Source organism: Mesorhizobium sp. USDA 4775 (assembly GCF_054062655.1).
The window spans coordinates 4,780,946-4,802,465 of record NZ_JBSSFM010000001.1 but is presented as its reverse complement, the minus strand read 5'-3'; the positions used below and the strand labels follow the sequence as shown (position 1 = coordinate 4,802,465).

Sequence of the window (21,520 nt, the reverse complement as noted above, 5' to 3'; positions counted from 1 at the left end):
GTCATTGGCAAGCGGTGCACGCCGTGCAGAAATGCGCTTCATGCGCGAAGCCCTGATCGCCTTGGTGATTTTCCTGTGCCTGGCGGCGGCGCCGCTGGCCAGCATGGCGATATGGCCGAGGCTGCCGGCCAGGCATCGCGACGACGACACGAACAATGTCGTGCGGCTCGCCGCCAATCTGTTCGGCGTCATGACCTCGCTGGTGCTCGGCCTGATGATCAATTCGGCCAAGAACACCTTCGAATCGATTGATCACAATGTGCACGCCTATGCGACGGAGCTCATCCTGCTCGACAGGACATTGCGCCAGTACGGGCCGGAAGCCGATGCGGTGCGCCAGCCGCTGGTCGCTTATGTGCAGCGGGTGGTGGCCACCTCGTCGCAAAACAGTGAAACGACTCTCGTCGCCAACCAGCTGTCCGAACATCTTTTGACGGAGATCGGCACGCGGCTGAACGCGCTGACGCTGTCCGATGCGACGCATGGCCCGCTGTTGCAGGATGCGCGTCAGCGCCTGCAGAAGGTGCTGGAAATGCGCTGGGTGCTGATCGAACAGTCGGAGGGCGCTATCCCCTGGCCGCTGATTGCCATGCTGGTTGCGTGGCTGGCGCTGATCTTCGCTAGTTTCGGGTTCAGGGCGCCGAAGAATGTGATCACGCTTGCAACCTATGTCGTCTCGGCCGCGCTGATTGCCGGGGCGATCTACTTGATCCTCGACATGGACGTGCCGTTCTCCGGCCCGATCCAGATTTCGCCGGCACCGCTGGAGCGGGCATTGGCGGAATTGCAGCGGTGATGCGGAACCGGCGGCATTCCCGAGCATTCATGGGAATGAACCACGGAGGACGACATGGGTTTCGACCAGTATCACGAACCGCCTGAAGACCTGTCGCAGAAGGTGCGGACCTTTGCCCGCATGATCACCTCACTGATCGAGGAGGCGGAAGCGATTGGCTGGTACGAACAGCGCATCTCGGTGGAGAAGGATCCGCAAGCGCGGGCCATCATGCAGAACGCGCAAGGCGAGGAGTTCAAGCATTTCGGGATGGACCTGGAATTCCTGCTGCGCCAGAAGAAGGATTGGCGGGCGGAATTGAAGGAAATCCTGTTCACCACGGGCGACATCGTCAAGGCCGGCGAGCGGGGCGAGAAGAAGGTGGATTGATAGCCTGCGCCATCAATCGCTGTCGCGCGCGACCAGCTCCAGCGGCCAGACTTCGTGGATGATACGCGGGCCTTCCGGGCCGGCGAAGGCGGGAAGCGAGGCCAGCAGCATTTCGGCCAGGCGCCGGCCCATCGGCTCCAGCGCCGGACGGAAGGCGGTCAGCGCCGGGGAAAAATAGCGGCAGAGCGGCGTGTCGACGATGACGGTCACCGCGATGTCGTGGCCCGGCCGGATGCCCATCTCGGCCAGCGCCTTGCAGCCGCCGAGGGCCATGGCGTCGTTGTTGAAGATGATGGCTGTCGGCCGGTCCTTTGCCAACATCACGCGCGGCGTCACCTGGTAGCCGCCGGCCTCATTGATGAAGCCGTCGGCGATAAGCGCGGGGTCGACCTCGATGCCGTGCCGCTTCAGGGCTTTGCGGTAGCCGTCGAGGAACAGATGGCTGAAATTGAGATTGAGGGAAGGGCGGATGGCGGCAATGCGGCGGTGGCCGCGCGCCACCAGGCGGTCGACTGCGTCGCTGCCTGCCTGCTCGAAATCGAGGTCGAGCGAGGGATAGGTCTTGCCGCCGCTGCGGCTGCGGCCGAGCGTGGCGAAGGGGAAGCCGACCTGTGTGAGATAATCGATGCGCTCGTCCTGGCGCCGCGTCCAGGCCAGCAGCACGGCATCGGCGCGGCGGGTCTCGACGACGCGGCGCAGGCGCTCCTGCTGATAGTCGCCCGGCGCGCCCATCACCACGGTCAGGTCGAGCCCGCTTTCGGCAAGGCGGCCCTGGACCCCGATCAGGAAGGGAATGAAGAACGGTTCGCCATATTGCTGGTCGCCGGGATGCGGCTGCAGCATGAAGGCGATCGAATGGGTCGCGCCTTGCCTGAGACTGCGGCCGGACTGGTTGGGTGAATAGTTCAGCTTCTTGGCGGCGTCGAGCACGCGCTGGCGCGTGTCGGCATTGACGTCGGCGCGGCCGTTCAGCGCCCGCGATACGGTGCCGATCGAAATGTTCAGGTGACGCGCTAGGTCGTGGATGCTGGACGCCAAAGACTTTCTCCCCCGAGCTTCGCTAGCATTGGCCGGTGCCGAGGCCAAGGCGAAAGACGATTTTCGCGAGCGGCCAATTGACATTCTACGCTATCGGGTGTGTTGTCGTAAACGTTTACGGAAAAACGTTTACGGTGATGCCGTGGATGCCGTGACGATCGGTCTGGAGGGACCGAGCGGAGGAGGAACGCCGGATGATGAATGTCGTCCTCGTCGGCTGCGGCGCGATGAGCAGGCAATGGCTCGATGCCGCGAGGCAGATCGATGGGCTTGCCATTGTCGGCCTTGTCGACCTCGACGCCGAGCGGGCGAAGGCGAGGGCGCACGAATACGACCTCACCGGCATCGTCATCGGCACCAGCCTTGACGCGGTGCTCTCCCAGACCAGGCCCGACGCGGTGTTCGATGTCGTCGTTCCCGCTGCCCGGCGCGAGGTCGCGCTTTCGGCCTTCGCCCACAATTGCCATCTCTTGACCGAAAAGCCGCTGGCCGACAGTCCTGAAAACGCGCGCGCCATCGTCGATGCGGCTCGCCAGGCCGGGCGCATCCATGCCGTCGTGCAGAATCGCCGCTACGTCGCCAATGTCAGGCGCATCCGCCGCTTCCTGGACTCCGGCGCCATTGGCGCGGCGACCAGCATCCATGCCGATTTCTTCGTCGCGCCGCATTTCGGCGGCTTTCGAGAGGAGATGGCGCATGTGCTGCTGCTCGACATGGCCATCCACACTTTCGACGCCGCCCGCTACATGGCCGGCGGCGAGCCGGCTGGTGTCTATTGCCAGGAATGGGAGCCGGCCAATTCCTGGTACCGGCAGGGCTCGTCGGCAAGCGCGGTCTTCGATCTCGGCGGCGGCAAGGTCTTCACCTATGCCGGTTCCTGGTGCGCCGACGGCTTCCGCACCAGCTGGGAAGGCAGCTGGCGCATCGTCGCCGAGCGCGGCAGCCTCATCTGGGACGGCCATGACCTCTTGAAGGCGGAGGTGGTGGCGACGGGCCGCGATGGGCTGTTCGCCAAGACCCAGCCGATCGACGTGCCGCCGCTCGATCCAGCCGACCGCGTCGGCGGTCATCTCGGCATCATAAGGGATTTCATCCACGCCATCGAGACCGGGACCGAGCCGGAGACGCGCGGCACCGACAACATCAAAAGCCTGGCCATGGTTTTCGGCGCGATCGAGAGCGCCGAAACCGGACGCCGCGTGGCGATTTCATAGGAACACGATGATGCCAAACCCGCTTCTCGACATCAGGATCGGCACCATGGTGCGGGCTAACCTCGACGACCCGGCGGCGTATATCAAGCAGATCCTGCCGCTCGGCTTCGAGAGCATCCAGCCCTTCTTCTGGCAGACGCTGGGCGGCAAGGATCTTCCACGCCTTGCCGGCGAAATCCGCGACGCGATCGGCGATGCCGATGTCACGGTCTCGTCCATCGGCGTCTTTGGCAATCCACTGGAGAGCGGCGAGGTCGATCGCGGCGTGCTCGCGGCCTGGGAAACGGTCATCGACAATGCGCATCTGTTCGGCACTTCCATGGTCAGTGGCTTCACCGGGCGCCTGCGCGGCAAGAAGCTGACCGACAGCCTGCCGCGCTTTCGCGAAGTGTGGGGGCCGCTGGCCAGGCGCGCCGCCGACAAGGGCGTGCGCATCGCCTTCGAGAATTGCGCCATGGACGGCAATTGGGCGGCCGGCGACTGGAACATCGCCCACAATCCGGACGCCTGGGAGCTAATGTTCAACGAAGTGCCGGACGAGGCTCTCGGGCTCGAATGGGAACCCTGCCACCAGCTCGTCTATCTGATCGATCCGATCCCGCAGATCCGCAAATGGGCGCCGCGCATCTTCCATGTCCATGGCAAGGACGCCACCGTGCGCTGGGATGTCATCCGCGAGCACGGCGTGTTCGGCCGTCTGCCTTTCGTACAGATGCGCACGCCCGGCTTCGGCGACAGCGACTGGACGCGGGTGATCAGCGAATTGCGGCTGGCCGGCTACAAGGGCGCCATCGACATAGAGGGTTGGCACGACCCGGTCTATCGCGACGCTCTCGAGATCACCGGCCAGGTCCGGGCGCTGGAGTATCTCAAGCAATGCCGGGGAGGCGCCAGCTACCTGCAAAATCCGACGTGAGGACAAATTTGGTGAGAGGATTGGCCGGCGGAGGAGCCGGTTCGTAAGTGGCGAAGCAATCGTCAAGAGCCCCTCGGCTGACGAGGGAAACAATGGGAGGACAAGTGCATGAGCATCGCGATCAGAACGACACTTCTGCGCACGACCGTCGTGGCCGCCGCCACGGCGCTTTGCGCCGCAATCTCGACCTTGCCGGCACGGGCGCTCGACGCCCAGTGGTGCAAAGATGTCCATATCCGCTTCTTCGTAGGCGGCGCCGAGGGCGACGCTTTCGGCACCATCGTCTACAATGGCGCCAAGCAGGCGGCGGCCGACCTCGGCCCGAAAGTCGACTACATCTTCTCCGGCTGGGACGTCGAAAAGATGGTGCAGCAATTGCGCGAGGCGGTCGCGGTCAAGCCCAACGGCATCGCCATGATGGGCCATCCAGGCGAAGACGCGATCATGCCGCTGGCGGAGCAGGCGCATAAGGACGGCATCAAGATGATGTACCAGAACGTGCCGGTGCCGAAGGTGACGGCGGCGTTCGGCGGCGGCTATGTCGGCGCGCAGCAGGAGCAGCAGGGCCGCGCGCTCGGCGCCGAGGCGTTCAAGCTGGCCGGGCTGAAATCCGGTGACAAGGCGATCATGATCGGGCCATTCGACAATGAGAGCCGGGGCGCACGCGAGCGTGGGACGGTCGCCGCCCTGAAAGAGGCCGGCGTCGATGTCGTGCAAATCAATTCCGCAACCGAGTGGGCCGCCGATCCGAACCTCGCCATCCCGGTGATCACCGCGGCGTTGCTCAACAATCCGGGTGTCAAGGCGGTCGGCTATCCCGGCGGCCAGATGCTCGGCAATGTGCCGACCTACATGCAGGCCGCGGGTCGGAAGCCCGGCGACATCTTCAATTTCGGCTTCGACACCAGCCCGCAGATCGTCGAGGGCTTCAAGGGTGGCTGGGTGCAGCTGACAGCCGACCAGCAGCCATTCATGCAGGGCTATCTGCCGATCCTCAGCCTCTGCCAGCAAGTGGTGCTGGGTCTGGCGCCGATGAATGTCGACACCGGTGCCGGCTTCGTCACGCCGCAGAACTATGAGATCGTCTCAGAGCTCGCCAAGCAGGCGTTGCGCTGACCTCCCAAGGCTGCCGGTCGGGTTGGACCCGGCCGGCAGGACCGCCGGCAAAGGGCCGGCATGTTACAATGAAAGCGAGGATCCGATGGCCGAACGCATCATCGAACTGCGCGATATCACGAAATCCTACGGTCAGGTCTATGCGCTGGGCGGCGTCAATCTCAGCGTTGACCGTGGCGAGGTGGTCGGCCTCATCGGCGACAATGGCGCCGGCAAGTCGACGCTGATCAAGATCCTGTCCGGCGTGGTCAGGCCGACCAGCGGCGACATCCTCGTGCGCGACAAGCCGGTGAACGGCTGGAGCGCGGCACGCTCGCGCGACGCCGGCATCGAGACGGTATTCCAGGACCGGGCGCTGGCCGTGCAGCAGACCATCGTGCGCAACATCTTCATGGGCCGCGAACTGACCGGCTTCATGGGCTGGCTGAAAGTCAACAAGGAGATCGAGGAGGCGAGCCGGCTGATGCGCGAGATCGGCTTCACCTCGAAAGTGTTCACGCCGCACTCGATCGTCGGCCAGCTGTCGGGCGGCGAACGCCAGGGCGTGGCGATCGCGCGAGCCATCTACAAGCAGGCCGAGCTGATCATCCTCGACGAGCCAACGACGGCGCTGTCGCTGACCGAGACCGCCAAGGTGTTCCACTTCGTGCGCCAGGTGCGGGCGAGCGGACGCTCGATCCTGTTCATCGGCCACAACATCCACCATGTCTTCGACATCGCCGACCGCTTCGTGGTGCTCGATCGCGGCAAGGTGGCGCTGACCGCCGACCGCAGCGCGGTCAAATCGGCGGAAGAGTTGATCAATTTCATGGAGGACGTCGCACATCCCGGCGGATTGCCCGGATTGCGCGAGGCCGGCGAAGCGGAGCAGCAAGCGCGATGAGCAAGACCATGGAACCCGATCTCGAAAGCCCTCTGCGCGCTCATGCCGGGTCCGCCCGCCAAGAGTGGAAACATCCGTCCGATCACTGGCTGCGCGGCTTCGTCCTCGACAACCGCGCCTCGCTCGGCACGCTCGCCGTGTTCATCGTCATGATGGCGGTGTTCATGGTCGCCAACCCGACCGTGTTCACCACCTGGTATCTCTACAGCTCGGTGCTGACGACGCTGCCCGTGGCGCTGTTCGTGGTGGTGCCGCTGGTTTTCGTCGTCACCTGCGGCGAGATCGACCTGTCGTTTCCGGCGACGATGGGCTTTGCCTCCTGGGTCTTCGCCCTGGTGGTGCAGGCCGGCTACGATCCGTTCCTCGGCATTGCGGCGGCACTCGTCACCGGCATGCTGCTCGGCTTCCTCGTCGGCTCGCTGGTCGTCTATGGCGGGCTGTCGTCGCTAATCGCCACGCTCGGCATGAATTTCCTGCTGCGCGGCCTGATCCAGATCATCAACGAGGGCAAATCGATGTCGCTGACCAGCCTCAGCGGCAGCTGGGCCTACAGGATCTTCTCCAGCCAGATCCTGGGCGTTCCGGTGCAGATCTTCTGGGCGATCGCCTTCGTCGTGCTGTCGGCGATGCTCTACAACAGGCATCGCTTCGGCGCACAGGTGAGGGTGGTCGGCGACAATCCCGACAGCGCCCAGCAGATGGGCATCGACGTCAAGCGCGTGCGGGTGAAAGTGTTCGTCTTCGTCGGCATCGGCGCCGCGATCGCCGGCACGTTCTCGGTGATGATCAACTTCACCTGGTGGCCGACCGCCGGCGACGGCTATCTCCTGCCGGTACTGGCCTCGGTGTTCGTCGGCGGCACCCCGACCTGGGGCGGCATTGGCACGGTCGTCGGCGGCGCCATCGGCGCGGTCACCGTGTCGTTCATCCAGACCGGCGTCGTGGCGGCGGGATTGAGCGGCTTCTACGTGCAGTTCTTCAACGGGCTGATCATCATCCTGTCGCTGCTCGGGCACAAGTGGAACCAGGCACGGTATCGGTGAGGAAGGCACTGCCGTTTTTGGAACGGCGCCGAGAGCTGCTCGGGAGGGCAGCTCACACCGCCGCGACGAACCCGTCCAGCACGCGTTTCTGGCCGGCCTTGTCGAAGTCGATGGTCAGCTTGTTGCCCTCGATGGCCGAGATGTTGCCGTTGCCGAATTTCTGGTGGAAGACGCGGTCGCCGACGCTGAAAGGCGACGGCTTGTCGGCGACGGATTTGGCGACCAGCTCGCCGTCGATGGTGCGGCCCTTTACGCTGGTGCGGCCGGCGCCGTAGCCCGAGTCGGTCTCGCCATAGCCGATGCGCTCAACCTGGTGGCCGGAGCGCGTGCCCCAGTTGCGGTCGGTCGCTTCGGTGCGGTTGGCCTGCGCGCGCTGCCAGCCAGGCGTCGAATAGGTGTTGGAGAAGGCGCCGGATTTTTCGGTGTTGGCGCCGACACTGTCGAAGCGCGAGGCGCCATACGGGTTCTGGCGGCCGCCACGGCCGGAGGCGAAGGAGCCGCCGCCATAGGGGTTGCCGTAGCCGCCATAGGAATTGCCGCTTTCGGCGATCTCGACATGGGATTCCGGCAGTTCCTCGAGGAAGCGCGACGGGATGGTCGATTGCCAGAGCCCATGGATCAGGCGGTTGGAGACGAACCAGATATGCAGGTTCTTCTTGGCCCGGGTGAGACCGACATAGGCCAGCCGGCGCTCTTCCTCCAGCCCGGAGCGGCCGCCCTCATCGAGCGCGCGCTGGTGCGGGAACAGGCCTTCCTCCCAGCCGGGTAGGAAGACCGTCTCGAATTCGAGGCCTTTGGCAGAATGCAGCGTCATGATGGAGACGGCGTCCTGCCCGGCATTCTGCTCGGCATCCATGACCAGCGCGACATGCTCGAGGAAGGAGCGCAGCGACTCGTACTCCTCCATCGAGCGGATCAGTTCCTTGAGGTTCTCCAGCCGGCCCGGCGCTTCGGCCGAGCGGTCGTTCTTCCACATGTCGGTGTAGCCGCTCTCCTCGAGAATGGTCTCGGCGAGCTCGGTGTGCGGCTTGGTTTCCAGCGCCTTCTGCCAGCGCTCGAAATTGGCGGCCACTTCACGCAACGCGGCGCGTGGTTTCGGCTTCAGCTCGTCGCTCTCGGCGAGATTGCCGGCGGCCTCCAGCATCGGGATGCGCAGGGCGCGCGCCGTGTCGTGGATCTGACGGATGGTGGCTTCGCCCAGGCCGCGCTTCGGCACGTTGACGATGCGCTCGAAGGCGAGGTCGTCGCCGCTGTTGGCAACGACGCGGAAGAAGGCCAGCGCGTCGCGAATTTCCATGCGCTCATAGAAGCGCGGACCGCCGATGACGCGGTAGTTGAGCCCGAGCGTGATGAAGCGGTCCTCGAAGGCGCGCATCTGGAAGGACGCGCGCACCAGGATAGCCATGTCGTTGAGATTATGCTTCTGGCGCTGATAGGCCTCGATCGTCTCGCCGATGGCGCGGGCTTCTTCCTCGGAATCCCAGGCGGCGTGGACATTGACCTTGCCGTCCTCGGGGTCGTTGCGGTCGGTGAACAGCGTCTTGCCGAAACGGCCCTCATTGTGGGCGATGAGGTGGGAGGCCGCGCCAAGGATGTGCGCGGTCGAGCGGTAGTTGCGCTCCAGCCTGATGATGGTGGCGCCCGGGAAATCCTTGTCGAAGCGCAGGATGTTGTCGACCTCGGCGCCGCGCCAGCCATAGATGGACTGGTCGTCGTCGCCGACGCAGCAAATATTGACTTTGTTTTCGCTCACGGCCGCATGCGAGCTTCGCTCGCTGGCCTCCGCGGGGGCGGTCTGGCCGGCCGACGCCAGGTCGGGCTTGCGGCCTTCGGCCGATCGCAAATCCGTCGACGTTGCCGCACGCCCGGCGTCCGGCCGCTGCGCCAGCAGGCGCAGCCACATGTACTGGGCGGTGTTGGTGTCCTGGTACTCGTCGACGAGGATGTATTTGAAGCGCCGGTGATAGTCCTTCAGCACGTCCGGATTGGCGCGGAAGATGCGGATGGGGTGGCAGAGCAGGTCGCCGAAGTCGCAGGCGTTCAGCGTCTGCAACCGCTCCTGATAGGCCTTGTAGAGTTCGCGGCCCTTGCCGTTGGCGAAGCTGCGCGCGTCGCCCTCTGCGATATCGGCCGGACCTTGCCCCTTGTTCTTCCAGCCATCGATCATCTGGGCGAACTGCTTGGCCGGCCAGCGCTTGTCGTCGAGGCCCTCGGCCTGGATCAGCTGCTTGATCAGCCGCACGACGTCGTCGGTGTCGAGGATGGTGAAGTCGGAACGCAAGCCTGCAAGCTCGGCATGACGGCGCAACAGCTTCACGCCGATCGAGTGGAAGGTGCCGAGCCAGGGCATGCCCTCGACATTGCCTTCACCGATCAGGATGCCGATGCGCTGCTTCATCTCGCGCGCGGCCTTGTTGGTGAAGGTCACGGCCAGGATCTGCGACGGGAAGGCCTTGCCGGTGGCAAGGATGTGGGCGATGCGGGTGGTGAGCACACGCGTCTTGCCGGTGCCGGCGCCGGCCAGCACCAGAACCGGGCCTTCGGTGGTCTCCACCGCCAGCCGCTGTTCGGGATTGAGGCCCTTCAGATAGTCAGGTGCACTGTTCTGGCCGCTGCGGGCAGCCATGGCGCGCGCGGCAATGCCCGACGGGGCCGTCGGCCGCGCATTGGGTTCGTCGAAAAAGGGCATGTCTTCGGAAAAGCCGGACATCTTCCCCCGAATGTAGTGATTCGGCAGGGAAAGACCAGAACTGTCTACGTTTTGTTCCGGGTAAAATGCCGGATATCGCGGTTCACGCCTTGCGGTAACCGAGGGCGACGAAAAATCGATGGCCGAAGGAGCGTGCCTCGTCCGTCATCACCGCGCCCAGCGCGACCTGCATCTGGTCGTAGTAGCGGCTGCCGGCGGGTGAGGCCAGGAAGGCATCATAGAGCTTCAGGTCGGCCATGGACATATCCCGGTAGATATAGGCTGCAGATTCCATGGCATCGTTGTCGATGTCACGGCGAAGCCCTTCGGTTTGCTTGCGCAGCAGGGCCATGACCTGGTCGTCGGGCAGGGGCTTTCCGGCCGCGCCCAGCATTTCGGAAAGCATGGCGTAGCCCATGTTCAAGGCGACGGCTTCGCCGGTGTCGACGGCGCTGATATCGTCCATCATCTTCCTGTACAGAGCGAGCCTGGCCGGATCCCTGGATGGAAGCTCGCCGAGGATTTTGGCGCCCTCGATCTTCTTGGCCTCCCTTGCTTGCGGCGACGAAGCCTGGATCTCGAGCGCGGTGACCTGTTTGCCCAGGGGCGAAGCATAAAACGAGGCCAGTTCGGACAAGTCCCTGGCGCTGAGCTTGTCCGCCATCCGGGCTTCGATGGCCGCTTCCATCTTCTCGGGGTCAAAGGCACCTTCCATGGCGGCGGCAAGGGCGTCCTGGACCTTTTGCGGCGGCGTTCCCGGCGCCGATTTCACGGCCGCGGTGAAACCCGGGCCAATGCCCATCAGTATCTCATGAAAGCCGTTCGCCTTGTTGATCTCGCTGATTGTCTGCGCCTGCGCGGCCACAGTGCCAGCAAAGACCGGGACGAGGCAGTAGAGCACAAGCGCCATGCGCGTCAGTGGCGAAACGAGTGACGGCATGTTGCTTGCTCCACGGGAAAGATGATCCATGGAGACTGCGGGAAAACCCTGACGTCGGCAAGATGGATTGCCACCTTGGCGTGTGGGCAGCTTGACAGGCGGGGCAGGCGGGAGAAAGCTGTGCGCAGGGCAGGAGCGGTGCACCGGGTTGCCCGTGGCCGCGCGAGCGCGCAACAGTCGAAGGAGTATCATCTTGGCTGTCACCATCACCTCTCTCGTTCTCTTTCTCCTCGGTCTGGCGCTTGGTGGCGGTGGCATCCGGCTGGCTTCGCTGGGGGGCAGTTGGTACTACATCGTCGTCGGTCTCGCCTTCCTGATTGCCGCCTGGCTGCTCTACCGGCGCCGGTCCACGGCACTGTGGCTCTATGCGGCGATCGTGATCGGCACGCTGGCCTGGGCGGTCTGGGAAATCGGCTTCGACTGGTGGGAACTCGGCCCGCGCGGCGGCATCATCGTGCTGGTGGCGCTGTGGCTGCTGACGCCTTGGGCAAGGCGAGGCCTTGCCGGGCCTGACGGGCGCGCGCCGCTGATCCTGGCCGTGCTGGCATCGCTGGCTGTGGCCGGCTATTCGATGACGACGGACCCCAAAGATATTGCCGGTGCGCTCGATACCGACAAGGTGATTCCCAACGCCAATCTTGGCAATGAAGTGCCGGCGGGCGAATGGCACTTCTATGGGCGCACGCAGTTCGGCCAGCGCTATTCGCCGCTCGACCAGATCACGCCGGACAATGTCGCCAATCTGCAGCCGGCCTGGACCTACCGCACCGGCGACGTGAAGGGGCCCGACGACATCGGCGAGACCACCTATCAGGTGACGCCACTCAAGATCGGCGACACGCTCTACATCTGCACGCCGCACAATTTCGCCATCGCGGTGGACGCCGCGACCGGCGAGGAAAAATGGCGCTACGATCCCAAGATCAAGCTCGACAAGGACCGCCAGCACCAGACCTGCCGCGGCGTGTCCTACTATGCCGATGCCATCGGCGCCGCCGGCCAGCCTTGTGCTGCCCGCGTCTACCTGCCGACCTCGGATGCGCGGCTGATCGCGCTCGATGCCGCCAGCGGGCAGGTCTGTCCTGCCTTCGCCGAGGGCGGCACGCTCAATCTTTTGACCGGCATGCCATACCCGAAGTCGGGCTATTACTACTCGACCTCGGCGCCGCTGATATCAGGCGGCAAGATCATCGTCGGCGGCGCGGTCAACGACAATTATTCGACGCAGGAGCCGTCCGGCGTCATCCGCGCCTATGATGCGGGCACCGGCAAACTGATCTGGAACTGGGATTCCGGCAATCCGGACCAGACGACGCCGCTGCCGGCCGGCCAGACCTACACCGCCAACTCGCCCAACATGTGGTCGACGCCGAGCGCCGACGAAAAGCTCGGCCTGCTCTACGTGCCGCTCGGCAACCAGACGCCGGACCAGCTTGGCGCCGGACGCAGCGCCAATGTCGAGAAATTCTCCTCCTCGATCACCGCGCTCGACCTCAACACCGGGCAGTTGAAATGGGTGCGGCAGACTGTGCACCACGATCTCTGGGACATGGACGTTCCGGCGCAGCCGAGCCTGATCGACATCACCAAGGCCGACGGTTCCGTCGTGCCGGCGCTGGTCGGGCCGACCAAGCAGGGCGACCTCTATGTGCTCGACCGGCGCACCGGCGAACCAGTGATCGCGGTCAAGGAAGTGCCGGCGCCCGGCGGCGCCATCGAGGGGGACCACACGTCGCCGACGCAGCCTTCCTCCGATCTCTCCTTCAACCCGAAGCCGCTGACCGATGCCGATATGTGGGGCATCACCATGTTCGACCAGCTGGCCTGCCGCATCGCCTTCCACAAATTGCGCTATGAAGGCCGCTACACGCCGCCCTCGCTGCAGGGATCGCTGGTCTATCCCGGCAATTTCGGCGTCTTCAACTGGGGCGGGGTGGCGGTCGATCCGGTGCGGCAGGTGATGTTCGGCATGCCGACCTACCTGGCATTTACGTCGAGACTCATTCCCCGCGCCGACGTGCCGCCGCCGGGTGACAGCACCAAGGGCAGCGAACAGGGGCTGAACCGCAATGAGGGCGCGCCCTATGCGGTGGTGATGGGGCCGTTCCTGTCGCCGCTGGGCATCCCTTGCCAGGCGCCGCCGTGGGGCTATGTCGCAGGCGTCGACCTCAGGACGGGCACGATCAACTACAAGCACCGCAACGGCACCGTCTACGACATGACGCCGCTGCCGTTGCCGCTGAAGGTCGGCGTGCCCGGCATTGGCGGGCCGATGATCACCGCCGGCGGCGTCGCCTTCCTGGGCGCGGCGGTCGACGACTATCTGCGCGCCTATGACCTCACGTCAGGCAAGCAGCTCTGGCGGGCCCGATTGCCGGCAGGCGGGCAATCGACGCCAATGACCTACACGGCCGCCGACGGGCGCCAGTTCGTGGTCATCGTTGCCGGCGGCCACGGCTCGGTCGGCACCAAGCCGGGGGATTATGTAATGGCGTACGCGCTGCCGAAATAGCTGTGTCGCGCCAACCAAAAGCGGTCTTGGCGCTAGCCGAGCCCGAGATGGCTCTTGAGGCCAGGCACCGAGCCGAGCACCTGGTTGGTCAGATCGGGGCCGGCCGCGGCTTCGGCCTGCTGGACCAGCGTGGCGCCGGCCTTCTGGATCTGCGCTATGTCGAGCCCGGATGCCTTCAGCGCGGCGAGGCCGTTGACCAGCGCGCCTGCCTTTTCGCCGAGAACGCCGCCAAGCGCGCCTTGCAGCGAGGACAGGAAGCCGCCACCGCCGCCGGCCGGAGCGGCGGCCATGACGTCATATTTCTGCGCCAATGCATCGGCGCCTGGAATCTTGGCGAAGAAGGATGAGGCGCTGGTGCCTTCGGCCTCGTGCTCGAGCACCGAGAAAATGGTGCCGACGACTTTTTCGGTCGTTGCCTGGTCAAGGCCGGCCTTCTGCGAGACGGTGTTCACGATATCCTGTACGTCCATGACTTCACCTCAACCCTGGGTTTTCGTGTTTGCCGGACGGCGCTGGCGGCTGCGGACCTTGACCATGGACTTGCGGTTCGCCGCCACAATGGTTGCGCGCATCGCCAGAATGGCGGCTGTGGCAAGCATGAAGGCGGTTGCCAGGATCGGCGAAGGCACGGTCATCGGCATTTCCTTTCAGATCGGACCCTTCGGGGCCGTGACCGCGCCATGGGGCGGCCGGATAGTCAGTTTCCCCCACCATTGTGGCAGTGCCATCAAGATTCGTCGCCGATGACAAAATTGTGATGATGGTTGCCGCAGCTTGCCAGGGAACGGAAGCGTCACCGAGCCGTGACTGGACGATGTGAGGCTCGCCCCTATCTTGCGAACGCAAGGACATCAAAGTCGAGGAGCGCCCCCGTGACCAGATCCACCATCGCTGACAAACCTGACATCACCCAGGCGATGATCGATGCCTATGACGAATACACGCATCTGACGCTCGATCGCCGCCGCTTCATGGAACAGCTGACCAGGCTTGCCGGATCGGGTGCCGCGGCGGCGGCGATCGCGCCGATGCTGGCGGCGAATTCCGCCCAGGCGGCGATCGTCGCCGAAAACGATGCCCGCGTGAAAGGCGAGGACATCACCTATCCCGGCAGCGGCGGCGAGATGAAGGGCTATCTGGTCAAGCCGGCGAACCAGACGGGTAAGCTCGGCACCGTCATCGTCATCCACGAAAACCGGGGGCTCAACCCGCATATACGCGACGTCGCCCGGCGCGTGGCGCTGGAGGGGTTCGTGGCGCTGGCGCCGGATTTCCTGTCGCCGCTTGGCGGCACGCCTGATGACGAGGACAAGGCGCGCGACATGTTCACCAAACTCGATCCGGCGCAGACTGTCGCCAACGCCGTGGCGACAGTCGCCTTCCTCAAGGCCGACAAGGATGGCAACGGCAAGGTCGGCGCCATCGGCTTCTGCTGGGGCGGCGGCACGGCCAACATGCTGGCCGTCAACGCGCCCGACCTCGCCGCCAGCGTCGCCTATTACGGCATGCAGCCGAATGCCGCCGACGCGTCGAAGATCAAGGCCGCGTTGCTGCTGCACTATGCCGGCCTGGACGATCGCACCAATGCCGGCATCGATGCCTTCAAGAAGGCGCTCGATGCCGCGCATGTCGAATACACGGTCTATGTCTATGAAGGCGCCAACCATGCCTTCAACAATGATACGTCGGCGGCGCGCTACGACAAGAAGGCGGCCGACCTTGCATGGGGTAGGACGATCGCCTTCCTGAAGGAGAAACTGGCTTAGGCGGCGGGCGCCCAGACCGCTTCGAAGGCCGGCGACAGGGTGAAGCCGGCCGGCCGCGTGGAGACCGGCGGCGGGCGGCGCACGCCTTCCTGCAAGTACCGCAATGCCGACGTCAGACCGTTCATCGTATAGGGCTTGGCGATGACGCCGATCGCACCGGCGAAATGATCGGGGATGCGTTTCGGATTGGCGGTCATGAACACCACCATCGAACGTTTCTTCTCGCCGATATAGTGGGCCACGTCGACGCCGGTCGGGCCGTCGGTAAGGTGAATGTCGACAAAGGCGATGTCGGCATCCGTGGACTCGACCATGCTTCTTGCTTCCGCCGAAGACGTCGCCCAGCCGACGACGCTATGGCCAGCCTCCTCGACGAGGCTTTCCAGTTCCATCGCCAACAGCGCTTCATCCTCGACGATCAGGACCTTGAGCGGTTCAGTCATGAGAGAGTCCTTCTTGCTGCGGTTCGTTTGGCATCGAAATCACGACCTTGGTGCCGGGCCCGGCGTCACGCCATTCGATGTCGGCGTGCAATTGGCGGGCGAGCGATTTGATCAGGCGCATGCCGAACGAGGCGTCGCCATTGGCCTCGGCCATGCCGACGCCATCGTCGGACACCTCGATGTTGAAGTGGCCGTCGGGCTGGCTCATCTTGATGCCGATGCGCCCCGCCGTGGTCCCGTCCGGTCCCTCCTTGAAAGCGTGCTTCAAGGCATTGGTGACGAGTTCATTGACCATCAGGGCGACAGGCGTCGCCTTCTCGGCTGAAATCACGATTGGGTCGAGCTCGAGTTTCGGCTTGATCCCTGAGCGCCCCGAGGCCGTTAGCAGATCCGTCACCAGGTCCTTGGCGAAATCCGAGACGTCGAACCGGCTGACATCCTTCGACTGGTAGAGCCGGCGATGCACGGTGCTGAGTGCTTCTATGCGCTCCAGCATGGTGGTCAGCGAATGCCTGGTCGCCTCATCCTTTATGGTGCGGCGCTGCATGATAATCAGGGAAGAGATCATCTGCAGATTGTTTTTCACCCGATGATCGACCTCGTGCAGCAAGGTGGTCTGCGCCTCCAGTGCTGCTTCCAGTTCCGCGGTGCGTTCCTTCACCGCTTTCTCGAAGCGGTCCTTGTCCGCGGTGATGCGATGCTCCGAGCGCTTGCGGTCCGAGACATCGAGTTGCGAGGCGAAAAAGAACTGCACCTCGCCTTTGTCGTTAGAGACAGGGCTGATGTAGAGCGCGTTCCAAAAGGTTGAACCGTCCTTGCGATAGTTCAGTATGTCGACGCTGACATCGGCTTTGTCCTCGATTGCGGTGCGGATCTGTCCGACAGCTTCCTTGTCGGTCTTCGGCCCCTGCAGGAAGCGGCAGTTCTTGCCCAGCACCTCGTGGCGTTCATAGCCGGTCAGCCGCAAGAACGCGTCATTGGCAAAGACGATCGGGTTGTCGGGCCGCCGGGGATCGGTGATGATCATCGACATGCGGGTGGCGCGGATGGCCGCCGCGAACGGGTCGCCCTTGCCATGCTCGACATGAAGGTCGTCCGTCATGTGCCAAGCGTCGGCAGGCTCCCTGGTCCGTTTCCAGTCCATTGTGTCACTCCAAGCCGTTTTCGTGGGGGTCAACGGCTCGAAGGCGGATTTGGTTCAATTCCAGACGTCTTGTCGCAGTCAGATGAGATCGGGAACCGACTCGGCACTTGTGCAAGCAATTGACGATAAACGGTTTTCCCGGTGTCTAGTCGCTGGATGGAGGCTTGTGGAAGGCAACGCCGGCGACGACTAGTGCGATCCCCAGGCAATCGCCGAGGCTTGGAATCTGGCGCAGCACGATGACGCCGATCAGCGTCGCGGTGACCGGCAGCAGAGACAGCATCAGCGCGAAACTCGAGCGCGGCAATCGCGACATGGCAAGCTGGTCGCAGATATAAGGAATGACCGAGGAGCAGATGCCGACGCCGATTGCAGCGATGAGCAGTGGCGGCGAGAAGAAAGCCGGCAGCGCGTCGCTGAAGCCGATCGGCAGCACGACGATGAAGGCCACCGCCATGGCGGCACCGAGGCCCGCAATGCCGTCGACGGCGCCGGAACGGGCGACACGGTGGCCGAGCACGATGTAGCCAACGAAGAGCGCGCCGTTGAGGAAAGCCCAGAACAGGCCGACGGGATCGCTGGACCATTTGACGTCGATCAACAGCAAGGTGCCGGTGACGGCCACCGCAAGGGCAACCAGGTTGCGGGCGCTCCTGAGGCCGATCAGCGCGACGCCGATGGTGCCGACGAATTCGATTGCCGCAACCAGCGAGATCGGCAAGCGGTCGAGGGCCAGGTAGAACGAACAGTTCATCACCGCCAGGCAAGCGCCGAAGGCCAGCAACAGCAGGCGTGTCGGCGGATCGGCGCGGGCGAAGCTTCGCCAGGGGCGCGTCAGCGGCGCGAAGATCAGCGCCGCGGTGGCGATGCGCAGCCAAGCCATGCCGAGCACGCCGACATGCGAGAAAAGCAGCACGGCGAAGGCCGGGCCGAGATAGTGGAAGACGGCGCTGACGCCGAACCAGACATGCGGCGGCAGTCTTGTCGCCAGGCCGTCGAAGGCGGGAGCAGGGCGGGTAACGGGGGCTTGCGTCTGATCGTCCATCGGATCAGTATCGCAGGCAGTTTTTCCAATTTATATGGCGAATGGCCGACCACTCTCGCAATATTATTTCCAAAGGCAAGGACTTATCCGTGAAACGCCTTCGAACTGAAAATATCGATCTCGACGCGGCCGACATGAAGATCCTGCGCCTGCTGGAAAAGGATGCGCGCGCCAGTACGGCGGAGCTGGCGCGTTCGGTTGGCCTGTCGGCGCCGAGTGTCGCCGAGCGCATCAAGCGGCTGCAGGAAAACGGCGTGATCGAGGCCTATTGCGTCAAGATCAACCCCGCCGCGCTGGGCCTGAAGCTGTCGGCATGGCTGCGTATCCGGCCGGTGCCGGGGCAATTGTCCGTGGTGGCCGAGATCATCCGCGAAACGCCGGAGATCGCGCAATGCGACCGCGTGACCGGCGATGATTGCTTCATCGCGCTCGCGCATGTCGGCTCGGTGGCCGAACTCGAACGGGTGATCGACCGGATCATTCCCTATGCGATGACGAACACGGCCATCATCCAGTCGTCACCGGTGGTGGCGCGCTCGCCGCTGGCGGCAGTGAAGCGGTCGCCGTGAACTGCGTGATTTGATGTTTTCGCGAGCCGTTTCGCCAGGCTATGCGTGACCGCGCTTCAGGCGGGCGCGCTTCAAAATGCTGCGCCAGCGGATCATGTCGAACGGGATCGGCTCGTTGTTGTTGGCGATGTGGAATATCTCGTTGTCGACGTTCTTGAGCGAACGCCAGAAATCATAGTCGGTGATGCGCGGATCAGCGGCCAGCCTGTCCACCTCGACCTTGATGTCGGTTTTCATGCACGTCCCTCGAACCGGCTTCGCCCCGCCGTCCGTAAAACAACCCAGTGCGGACGTTTTCGACCGCTCTGCTGAGTCGTTCAACGGCTCAATTGGCTTGTTCCCGTTAAAACCTCGGTAAGGTTAATGCGGGTGCCGGGCGGCTTCAAGCACGGGGTGCCAGCCGATTTGAGGGTTCGGTGATTTTGGCTCGCCGGTGTGGCTTTGAGGTCCCGTCACTCTGTTCGGAGCGGTGTCGGCCTCGCCCTATTTGCGTTTGATGCCGATCGAACGGCCTGCACGCTCCGGCATCGGCAGCACCGAATGGGCGGCGCGCATGGCTTCGACCTTGGCCATCACATCGGCGGGGAAGGGCGCGACCTTCGGCCCCGACATGTCGACATGCAGAGACAGCGTTTCGGAGGTGGCGGCGAGCCAGCCGTCGACATGGCGGATTTCCTGGTAGGCCCGAAGCCGCTTCTCGTCATGGTCGATGAGCTGGAAGGACACCTGGACCTTGTGGTCCAGATGCAGTTCCTGGACGTAGCAGACATGGACTTCGGCGGTGTAGATGGTGAGGCGGCGCTCCTTCACATAATCCAGCCCCATGCCCATCGCCTCGAAGGCTTCGTCCGAGCAGCGGTCGAACAGCACGTTGTAATAGGCCATGTTGAGATGGCCGTTGTAGTCGATCCAGTCCTTCTCGATGTCCATGGGCTTGGAGACGAACGGGGCGGGGATGGACATTGAAACTTCCTTGTTCTGGTGCTGGACACGGCGTGGCCGCTGAGACTACGCATCCATAATCGCATAACAAGCATGGACGCTGGTCCATTCGCGGAGGAATTCATGGCTCTGAGCGACCTCAATCCGGTCGAACGCAACGAGGAAGGCATCGCCGCGGTGCTTGGCATCCTCAAGCAACAGCTGGGCGAGCGCTTTCAGACCGGCCAGGCTATCCGCTCCCAGCATGCGCATACCACCACCTATATCCCGACACAGGCGCCCGATGGCGTGGCTTTCCCGGAGACGACGGCAGAAGTGCAGGAGATCGTCCGCGCCTGCGCCGCGCACCGCGTGCCGGTAATCGCCTTTGGCGTCGGCTCTTCTTTGGAAGGCCACACCAATGCGCCCGGCGGTGGCATCTCAGTCGACACCTCGCGCATGAACCGCATTCTTTCCGTCAATCCGCAGGATCTCGATTGCACGGTCGAGCCCGGCGTGACGCGCGAGGATCTGAACCGGCATCTGCGCGACACCGGCCTGTTCTTTCCGATCGATCCCGGCGCCAATGCCTCGCTCGGCGGCATGGCGGCAACGCGGGCGTCCGGCACCAACGCGGTGCGCTACGGCACGATGCGCGAGAACGTGCTGTCGCTGACCGCCGTCATGGCCGATGGCGAGACGGTGACGACCGGCAAGCGGGCAAAAAAGAGCTCGGCCGGCTACGATCTGACGCGGCTGCTGGTCGGCTCGGAAGGTACGCTCGGCATCATCACCTCGCTGACATTGAAGCTGCAAGGCATTCCGCAGGCGATCTCCGGCGGCGTCTGTCCGTTTCCGAGTGTCGAGGCGGCCTGCAACGCCGTCATCGCCACGATCCAGATGGGCATCCCGGTGGCGCGCATCGAGCTGGTCAACGCGCTGCAGATGCGGGCGATGAAGAATTATTCCAAGCTCGATTATCCCGAGAGCCCGTGCCTGTTCGTCGAGTTCCACGGCAGCGATGCCGGCGTGGCCGAACAGGCCGAAACCTTCGGCATGATCGCCGAGGAAAATGGCGGCGGGCCGTTCCTGTGGACCAGCGTCGCCGAGGAACGCACCAAACTGTGGAAGGCCCGGCATGACGCCTACTGGGCCTCGCTGACACTGCGGCCTGGCGCCAAGGGCCTGTCGACCGATGTCTGCGTGCCGATCTCGCGCTTTGCCGAATGCGTCACCGAGACCGAGGCCGACATCGCCGAAATGGGCTTGATCGCGCCGATCGTCGGCCATGCCGGCGACGGCAATTTCCACGTGCTGGTGCTGATGGATGTGAACGACCCCAATGACATCGCGCTGTCGGAGAAATTCGTCGCGCGGCTCAACCTGCGGGCGATCGCCATGGACGGCACCTGCACCGGCGAGCACGGCATCGGCCAGGGCAAGATCGGCTTCCTGCGCAGCGAACTCGGCCACGGTGTCGATATCATGCGTTCCATCAAGCAGGCGCTCGACCCGCAAAACATCATGAATCCCGGCAAGATATTGCCGGCTGTGGGGTGGATCGGTCGAGGTTAGAAAATTGGCAGGTGCGCAAGCCAACTACCCGCATTTACGGTCTGTCCGCCAGTAGCTCGCTCAAACTGATTTCGACAAACTCCGCACCCATCAGTCCATCTTCAGCGAGGCCTGTTGGGATCACAGGTCTCCGTTCTCTGGTTCCCAGGACGATATCGTCGTCTGAATATCGGACGATCGTGTCTGGCAAGATGTGTAGCGCGTCGTGATGGATGAATTCTGGGATAGGCCAATCGGCCCGGTTCCAGCCGCCCATCTCTCCAAAGATCTCCCACTTGCCGTCTATGAGATGTAGATCGCCAAATCGCCCGACGAGAACAGCTTCACTCGGCAGAAGATCGCTCGCGGCTATATCCGCCGAAAACATTTTCGGCCCGAAAAAGTAGCCCAGAAGTATTCGTCCTCGCGGGGCCATTCTCGCCACCACTCCGCTCGCAAAGCTTCCATCGGGCAGGGGAATCCGAAAGACCGAGCCCTCGCGATATGGCAGCCGTTTCGCCAATTTCGATCTCCCAGTCATTTGATCGCTACGGAGTTAGTC

At 63.8% G+C, this 21,520-nt stretch carries 22 protein-coding genes; 11 read left to right on the top strand and 11 right to left on the bottom strand.

Annotated elements, in window-relative coordinates:
• The first annotated feature begins 40 nt into the window (after nucleotides 1-40).
• Both ACVILI_RS23500 and ACVILI_RS23495 read left to right on the top strand, forming a co-directional pair.
• Complete coding sequence (locus ACVILI_RS23500; RefSeq protein ID WP_027047018.1) at nucleotides 41-796, top strand: bestrophin-like domain; 756 nt, start codon at nucleotides 41-43, stop codon at nucleotides 794-796.
• A 54-nt stretch (nucleotides 797-850) separates the two neighbouring features.
• On the top strand, nucleotides 851-1,165 hold the full coding sequence (locus ACVILI_RS23495; protein WP_019859060.1) for a ferritin family protein: 315 nt from the start codon (nucleotides 851-853) through the stop codon (nucleotides 1,163-1,165).
• Between the two features lie 12 nt (nucleotides 1,166-1,177).
• Here ACVILI_RS23495 and ACVILI_RS23490 read toward each other — a convergent pair whose 3' ends face one another.
• On the bottom strand, nucleotides 1,178-2,203 hold the full coding sequence (locus ACVILI_RS23490) for a LacI family DNA-binding transcriptional regulator (protein WP_027047017.1): 1,026 nt from the start codon (nucleotides 2,201-2,203) through the stop codon (nucleotides 1,178-1,180).
• A gap of 194 nt (nucleotides 2,204-2,397) precedes the next feature.
• Here ACVILI_RS23490 and ACVILI_RS23485 point away from each other — a divergent pair, with 194 nt between their 5' ends.
• The 5 genes from ACVILI_RS23485 (at nucleotide 2,398) to ACVILI_RS23465 (ending at nucleotide 7,375) form a co-directional block, all read left to right on the top strand.
• On the top strand, nucleotides 2,398-3,417 hold the full coding sequence (locus ACVILI_RS23485) for a Gfo/Idh/MocA family protein (protein WP_019859058.1): 1,020 nt from the start codon (nucleotides 2,398-2,400) through the stop codon (nucleotides 3,415-3,417).
• A gap of 7 nt (nucleotides 3,418-3,424) precedes the next feature.
• A complete protein-coding gene (locus ACVILI_RS23480) occupies nucleotides 3,425-4,333 on the top strand; it encodes a sugar phosphate isomerase/epimerase family protein (RefSeq protein ID WP_038647698.1) in 909 nt (302 codons plus the stop codon).
• Nucleotides 4,334-4,441: 108 nt separating this feature from the next.
• Nucleotides 4,442-5,449, top strand: a complete 1,008-nt coding sequence (locus ACVILI_RS23475; RefSeq protein ID WP_019859056.1) for a substrate-binding domain-containing protein — start codon at nucleotides 4,442-4,444, stop codon at nucleotides 5,447-5,449.
• An 85-nt stretch (nucleotides 5,450-5,534) separates the two neighbouring features.
• Nucleotides 5,535-6,332, top strand: a complete 798-nt coding sequence (locus ACVILI_RS23470; protein ID WP_027047015.1) for an ATP-binding cassette domain-containing protein — start codon at nucleotides 5,535-5,537, stop codon at nucleotides 6,330-6,332.
• The gene (locus tag ACVILI_RS23465) at nucleotides 6,329-7,375 is read left to right on the top strand and encodes an ABC transporter permease (RefSeq protein WP_019859054.1); all 1,047 of its coding nucleotides are present in this window, start codon (nucleotides 6,329-6,331) and stop codon (nucleotides 7,373-7,375) included. The genes ACVILI_RS23470 and ACVILI_RS23465 overlap by 4 nt, the downstream gene beginning before the upstream one ends.
• Nucleotides 7,376-7,427: 52 nt before the next feature.
• Here ACVILI_RS23465 and ACVILI_RS23460 read toward each other — a convergent pair whose 3' ends face one another.
• Both ACVILI_RS23460 and ACVILI_RS23455 read right to left on the bottom strand, forming a co-directional pair.
• Entirely contained in the window at nucleotides 7,428-10,085 is a 2,658-nt protein-coding gene (locus ACVILI_RS23460) for an ATP-dependent helicase (RefSeq protein ID WP_038647696.1), read from the bottom strand.
• An 82-nt stretch (nucleotides 10,086-10,167) separates the two neighbouring features.
• The gene (locus tag ACVILI_RS23455) at nucleotides 10,168-11,004 is read right to left on the bottom strand and encodes a DUF2059 domain-containing protein (protein WP_457102626.1); all 837 of its coding nucleotides are present in this window, start codon (nucleotides 11,002-11,004) and stop codon (nucleotides 10,168-10,170) included.
• Nucleotides 11,005-11,197: 193 nt separating this feature from the next.
• Here ACVILI_RS23455 and ACVILI_RS23450 point away from each other — a divergent pair, with 193 nt between their 5' ends.
• On the top strand, nucleotides 11,198-13,516 hold the full coding sequence (locus ACVILI_RS23450) for a glucose/quinate/shikimate family membrane-bound PQQ-dependent dehydrogenase (protein ID WP_457102625.1): 2,319 nt from the start codon (nucleotides 11,198-11,200) through the stop codon (nucleotides 13,514-13,516).
• 32 nt (nucleotides 13,517-13,548) lie between these two features.
• Here ACVILI_RS23450 and ACVILI_RS23445 read toward each other — a convergent pair whose 3' ends face one another.
• Together ACVILI_RS23445 and ACVILI_RS23440 are read right to left on the bottom strand one after the other, a co-directional pair.
• Nucleotides 13,549-13,986 carry a hypothetical protein gene (locus ACVILI_RS23445; protein ID WP_038647688.1) on the bottom strand — a complete coding sequence of 146 codons (438 nt, stop codon included), beginning with the start codon at nucleotides 13,984-13,986 and terminating at the stop codon, nucleotides 13,549-13,551.
• 9 nt (nucleotides 13,987-13,995) lie between these two features.
• A complete protein-coding gene (locus ACVILI_RS23440; RefSeq protein WP_240564629.1) occupies nucleotides 13,996-14,151 on the bottom strand; it encodes a hypothetical protein in 156 nt (51 codons plus the stop codon).
• 282 nt (nucleotides 14,152-14,433) lie between these two features.
• On the opposite strand from ACVILI_RS23440, the gene ACVILI_RS23435 reads away from it, so the two are divergent.
• Nucleotides 14,434-15,282, top strand: coding sequence for a dienelactone hydrolase family protein (locus tag ACVILI_RS23435; protein ID WP_051726923.1), 849 nt, complete (start codon nucleotides 14,434-14,436; stop codon nucleotides 15,280-15,282).
• On the opposite strand, the gene ACVILI_RS23430 is transcribed toward ACVILI_RS23435, so the two are convergent.
• The 3 genes from ACVILI_RS23430 to ACVILI_RS23420 form a co-directional block, all read right to left on the bottom strand.
• Nucleotides 15,279-15,725: a response regulator gene (locus tag ACVILI_RS23430; RefSeq protein ID WP_019859047.1), complete on the bottom strand. Its 447-nt coding sequence runs from the start codon at nucleotides 15,723-15,725 to the stop codon at nucleotides 15,279-15,281. The two genes, ACVILI_RS23435 and ACVILI_RS23430, sit on opposite strands and share 4 nt — an antisense overlap.
• Nucleotides 15,718-16,869, bottom strand: coding sequence for a histidine kinase dimerization/phosphoacceptor domain -containing protein (locus ACVILI_RS23425; RefSeq protein ID WP_027047013.1), 1,152 nt, complete (start codon nucleotides 16,867-16,869; stop codon nucleotides 15,718-15,720). The genes ACVILI_RS23430 and ACVILI_RS23425 overlap by 8 nt, the downstream gene beginning before the upstream one ends.
• A 145-nt stretch (nucleotides 16,870-17,014) precedes the next feature.
• Nucleotides 17,015-17,914, bottom strand: a complete 900-nt coding sequence (locus tag ACVILI_RS23420) for an EamA family transporter (protein ID WP_038647684.1) — start codon at nucleotides 17,912-17,914, stop codon at nucleotides 17,015-17,017.
• Nucleotides 17,915-18,003: 89 nt separating this feature from the next.
• Here ACVILI_RS23420 and ACVILI_RS23415 point away from each other — a divergent pair, with 89 nt between their 5' ends.
• Complete coding sequence (locus tag ACVILI_RS23415) at nucleotides 18,004-18,483, top strand: Lrp/AsnC family transcriptional regulator (RefSeq protein ID WP_038652927.1); 480 nt, start codon at nucleotides 18,004-18,006, stop codon at nucleotides 18,481-18,483.
• Between the two features lie 39 nt (nucleotides 18,484-18,522).
• On the opposite strand, the gene ACVILI_RS23410 is transcribed toward ACVILI_RS23415, so the two are convergent.
• Nucleotides 18,523-18,720, bottom strand: a complete 198-nt coding sequence (locus ACVILI_RS23410; protein WP_013894716.1) for a hypothetical protein — start codon at nucleotides 18,718-18,720, stop codon at nucleotides 18,523-18,525.
• A 246-nt stretch (nucleotides 18,721-18,966) separates the two neighbouring features.
• Nucleotides 18,967-19,446 carry a thioesterase family protein gene (locus tag ACVILI_RS23405; RefSeq protein WP_027047011.1) on the bottom strand — a complete coding sequence of 160 codons (480 nt, stop codon included), beginning with the start codon at nucleotides 19,444-19,446 and terminating at the stop codon, nucleotides 18,967-18,969.
• A 102-nt stretch (nucleotides 19,447-19,548) separates the two neighbouring features.
• Here ACVILI_RS23405 and ACVILI_RS23400 point away from each other — a divergent pair, with 102 nt between their 5' ends.
• Nucleotides 19,549-20,979, top strand: a complete 1,431-nt coding sequence (locus ACVILI_RS23400) for an FAD-binding oxidoreductase (RefSeq protein ID WP_027047010.1) — start codon at nucleotides 19,549-19,551, stop codon at nucleotides 20,977-20,979.
• 34 nt (nucleotides 20,980-21,013) lie between these two features.
• Here ACVILI_RS23400 and ACVILI_RS23395 read toward each other — a convergent pair whose 3' ends face one another.
• The gene (locus ACVILI_RS23395; protein ID WP_167470414.1) at nucleotides 21,014-21,481 is read right to left on the bottom strand and encodes an Imm26 family immunity protein; all 468 of its coding nucleotides are present in this window, start codon (nucleotides 21,479-21,481) and stop codon (nucleotides 21,014-21,016) included.
• Between the last annotated feature and the right edge of the window lie 39 nt (nucleotides 21,482-21,520).